The sequence below is a fragment of the Microbulbifer okhotskensis genome (assembly GCF_023895975.1).
In the GTDB taxonomy this organism is placed as follows: domain Bacteria; phylum Pseudomonadota; class Gammaproteobacteria; order Pseudomonadales; family Cellvibrionaceae; genus Microbulbifer; species Microbulbifer okhotskensis.
Genome location: NZ_JALBWM010000214.1, coordinates 1 through 3,202 on the forward strand (window position 1 = coordinate 1; position 3,202 = coordinate 3,202).

Genomic DNA, 3,202 nt, shown 5'->3' on the forward strand with positions numbered 1-3,202 from the left:
GACCAGAGCGCTGCTTGATCAGGCCTGTTGAACACCAGAATTGACAATAACTCGCGACCTGAAGACGCTAGTGAAGAACCGTTTAAAATATCTGTTGCCAGGAAGTTGGCATTCTTGCGGTCATCCCGAACTGCGTGAATTTTCCATCGATTCTTAAAATTATTTTTTGGCAAGCAACCAGCCCCCGATAGGCGATTACCTCTATCTTTCCCGTCCTCGATATTATGAAGCCACTATTTGCGCCAAGTGTACTCGCTGCCTGGCGAGTCAATCTTTTTTGGAGCCCTGACTGGCGCCAAGTTCTACCAACAGCTAAACCTAAAGAAGAAAAGTGTGACAAACTCGCTATCTCTTGGCAAAAGCGATATGGGGTATCTGATGAAAATTGGTATTTCTGTAACTGCTGGAATGGTGATGGCATTGCTATACGGTTGTGCCACTCAGCCGGAGCAGGTTCCTGGTGCCGGTGGGATCGTTATCGATACCTGGGGCGTTAATATGAATCAGTACCAAGCGGACCTCGCCGAATGTAAGGGAATCGCCTATTCCACCTATAGCGATCAGGGCCGCCGAGGTGCAGTCGGTGCTGCTGGCGGTGCTGTAGTGGGGGGGGCTCTTGGTGCGATTGTGGGGGATAGCAGCCGTGCAGCGGTAGCGGGTGCAGGAGCGGGTGCTTTGGTGGGTGGGTTGTCTGGAACCGGAAGTGCGGGTGCAGAGGCCACATATATTATCAAGAATTGCCTGCGCGGTCGCGGCTATCGTGTATTAAATTGACTTTCTAGGTGAAACTGCGGTCCAACTATCATCAGTCCTCTGCTATTCGGCAACCTCACAGGACTTTGCATCGGTCGGGGGTATTTTTCCCCGGCCTTTTTTTATTCCCTTAAAGCTAACGTGGCCCCTCTTTTTTTAGAGAAAAAAAAGCAGCATGTTATTAAGTCGAAGCCGTGCGCTTTGGATAGAATTTGAGGGCAGTCAGTCTCTACAGTCAATAAAAAATGATTTTTCCCTGTAAAGTGAACGAAGCCCTGGGTGATTGATGTCTAAACTCATAAGGTCATTTCAGCTTCACCAATGTCCTTAAGGAGTCTGCCATGTCTACGGCATCAACGATCAATGCTTATGCGGCTCTGGAAGCGGGTGGACCTCTCCAAGCCTACCAAATACAAACTGGTGATCTAGGGCCCACAGAAGTAGAACTGGAAGTAATGTACTGTGGTATTTGTCACAGCGATTTGAGCATGATTGATAATGAGTGGGGCATAGGCCAGTACCCCATGGTTGCCGGTCACGAAGTGATAGGACGAGTCGCTGCAATGGGTGAGCAGGTTTCTCACCTAAAAAAAGGTACCGTTGTAGGCCTGGGCTGGAATTCTGACTATTGTGAGACCTGTCATACCTGCCGAACCGGGGATCTCAATTTATGTAAGAGTGCTAAATTCACCATACTGACGAATGGAGGCTTTGCTGATAGAGTCAGAGCAGACATGAGTAGTTTAGTAGTAATCCCTGAGGGTGTTGATCCGGTCTCAGCAGGACCGTTGCTGTGCGCGGGTATTACCGTATTCAATCCGTTGGTTCAGTTTGATATTAAGCCCACAGATAAAGTGGCTGTCATTGGTATCGGCGGACTCGGCCATATTGCCTTGAAATTTTTGAATGCCTGGGGTTGTGAAGTCACAGCGTTTACCTCCAATGAAGGAAAGCGCAAAGAAGCACTGTCTTTGGGGGCACACAAGACTCTAAATTCCCGCGATGCGGCAGAAATCGAAGCGGCTGTAATGAGTTTTGATTTAATTATATCAACAGTAAATGTCAGCCTAGATTGGGACTTATATATCCAAGCTCTTAAGCCCAAAGGCCGGCTCCACTTTGTCGGTGCTCTGACTAACCCTATTCAATTTTCCCTCTTCCCTGTGCTCTTTGGTCAGCGCTCTATCTCAGCATCACCTGTAGGCAGTCCCGCGACCATCGAAACCATGTTGGAATTTGTCGCCCACCACAAGATTAAACCCGAAGTCGAGATTTTTCCTATGAACCAAATTGAGGCCGCGTTTGAGCACTTGAAGTCTGGTAAGGCTAAGTATCGGATTGTTTTGTCTCAGGAAGGGTAGGGAGTAGTTATTGTAGAGGAGCACTCTTTAGCAGGCTGTTGAAAAACGCCCGCATAGATACTGGTTTTGGTAGAATATCGAGAAGATAAACTCTGGATACTTTACAATAATGCGCGGCGCCGATATCACGCAAGAAGCTTTATTTATAACCGTTCACCTGGAATCTTTCGTTCCTAAGAAGCACCCTTTACGCGCTATCCGGACTCTCTTTAACCTCGCCCTCAAACGCATAGATTGGCTGCTGGATTCAGCATATTGTGAATATGGCCGTGAATCTATCCCTCCCGAACGCTTATTAAGAGCCCAGCTACTGCAGGTTCTGTATACGATTCGCAGTGAAAGACAGTTAATGGAGCAAATGAATTACAACTTGCTATTTCGCTGGTTTGTTGGACTTTCGGTAGACGATATCGTGTGGAACCACTTTACTTTCAGTAAAAACCGAGATCGGTTACTGGAGCATGAGGTTATTTCCGCGCTTTTTACGGAAATTGTAGAGATGGCTCGCAAAAAAAATCTGGTTAGCGATGAACATTTCAGCGTCGATGGCACCCTAATTCAAGCATGGGCTTCACAGAAAAGTTTCCGCCCGACAAAGGGTGATGATGATGACGAAACACCAGGGAGTGGTCGTAATAAGGAGCGAGATTTTCGTGTTGAGAAACGTACAAATGATACGCATGCCTCGACCACAGACCCAGATTCAAGAATCTACAAGAAATCCCGAGGCTCAGAAGCAAAAATGGGTTACTTGGGGCATACCACAATGGAAAATCGAATTAGTTTAATCGTTAATGCAAAGGCAAGCCTAGCCACAGGAACCGCAGAGAGGGAAACAGCACTTAATATGCTTGCGAAATTGCCGGGTTCAACAGCCTGCTAAAGGGGAGAGGAACTCTCATTTGTTCGAGATGATATGGTTGAGAATACGCATATATTCCCCTACAAACAAATTTATACTATTCCTACTTATCAACACTTCGGACAGTTTCATGCAGCTATAGCCCCATAGTCACTGTACCGCTCGTAAATACGGGCAACTTTTCCGCAACTCAGGTCAAGATCTAACTCGTCAAAAAGTCTATCCA

2 protein-coding genes and 1 pseudogene are annotated in these 3,202 nt (G+C 46.9%); all 3 read left to right on the plus strand.

From position 1 onward, the window contains the following. Positions 1–378: 378 nt before the first annotated feature. Entirely contained in the window at positions 379–774 is a 396-nt protein-coding gene (locus tag MO867_RS21220; protein ID WP_252472832.1) for a YMGG-like glycine zipper-containing protein, read from the plus strand. Between the two features lie 320 nt (positions 775–1,094). Beyond that, on the plus strand, positions 1,095–2,114 hold the full coding sequence (gene ahr, locus MO867_RS21225; protein ID WP_252472834.1) for an NADPH-dependent aldehyde reductase Ahr: 1,020 nt from the start codon (positions 1,095–1,097) through the stop codon (positions 2,112–2,114). A 109-nt stretch (positions 2,115–2,223) separates the two neighbouring features. Next, a pseudogene (locus MO867_RS21230) lies at positions 2,224–2,991 on the plus strand (IS5 family transposase); the annotation flags it as partial. Positions 2,992–3,202: the final 211 nt, after the last annotated feature.